Below are 1,093 nucleotides of genomic sequence, written 5' to 3' on the forward strand. Positions count from 1 at the left end.
GGGGGTCTCCTTAACGGGGTGCCGGTACGGGTTCGGTGCGGGTTTCAGTCGTGCGGGACGACGGCGACGGGGGCTGCGGCATGGTGCAGTACCGCATGGGTGACGGGTCCGATGTGCATGCCGACCGGTGCCCGACGGTTGCGGCGACCGACGACTACCAGCGAGGCATCGGACGCGGCCTCCACCAGGTGTTGGGCGGCCACGCCGATCACGGCCTGCTCGGTCACCTCGACGCTGGGGAACTTCCCGCGCCAGGGACGCAGCGCCTCGGCCAGTTCGCTGGTTTCCTCCGCAGCCAGTTCGGCGCCGAACTCCGGGCCCATGGCCGCCGTTCCGTAGCCGTAGTAGGTCGGCAGGTTCCAGCTGTGGATGACGCGTAGTACCGCGGAGCGGCGTAGGGCGGCGTCGAAGGCGAACTCGATCACCGCGTCGCTGGGCCGCCGCAGATCGAGGCCGAGGACGACGTCCCGGTACGGGGACCGCGTCGAGGGGCGGTCCAGGGCGTCCGGCTCGTGCTCGTCCTCCTCCAGCTCACCGGCCCGTACCAGGACCACTGGCTGTTTCGTGCCGGCCGCGACCGAGGACGCGACGGAGCCGACCAGGAAACCGGCGACTCCGCTCAGCCCTCGCGAGCCCAGGACCAGCAGTTCGGCGTCCTCGGCGGCGGCCAGCAGCGCCGGGACCGCCTGCTGGGCGATCTGGTCGGTGGTGATGCGCAGGCCGGGGTGGCGGCGCCGCAGCTCTTCTTCGGCCTCGCGCGGCACGCGCTCGGCCCAGTGGCGCTGAGGGTCCGCCCCGGCCAGCGGAGCGTCGGTGGCGGGGTAGTTGTACGGCTGCCATTCCCAGGCATGCACAAGACGCAGGGGCAGCTCGCGGCGCAGGGCTTCGCGGGCCGCCCAGTCCGCTGCGGCCAGACTCTCGGCTGAGCCGTCCAGGCCGGCGGTGACAGTGGGGAACATGATGGAGACCTCCTTCGGGGACACTTCCAGCCTCGCGGCTGCGTCACGGCGACAGGAGAGGCCGCAAGTCCCTACCGGGGGCCGAAAGGCCCACACGGCGGGCGGCCCTCGGCTCCGAGACTGACGGAATGGGG

Annotated in this window: 1 protein-coding gene; it reads right to left on the reverse strand. The window is 72.1% G+C overall.

What is annotated here, in order from left to right; all coding sequences use genetic code 11:
- Positions 1-44 precede the first annotated feature (44 nt).
- Entirely contained in the window at positions 45-959 is a 915-nt protein-coding gene (locus tag FCI23_RS55835) for a universal stress protein (protein WP_136731783.1), read from the reverse strand.
- Positions 960-1,093 lie beyond the last annotated feature (134 nt).

It is taken from the genome of Actinacidiphila oryziradicis (assembly GCF_005047355.1).
Taxonomy (GTDB): Bacteria; Actinomycetota; Actinomycetes; order Streptomycetales; family Streptomycetaceae; genus Actinacidiphila; species Actinacidiphila oryziradicis.

Bases quoted from the DNA above. Each gene is read 5' to 3' on its own strand.
- FCI23_RS55835 (WP_136731783.1), bottom strand. From the start codon at position 959: ATGTTCCCCACTGTCACCGCCGGCCTGGACGGCTCAGCCGAGAGTCTG.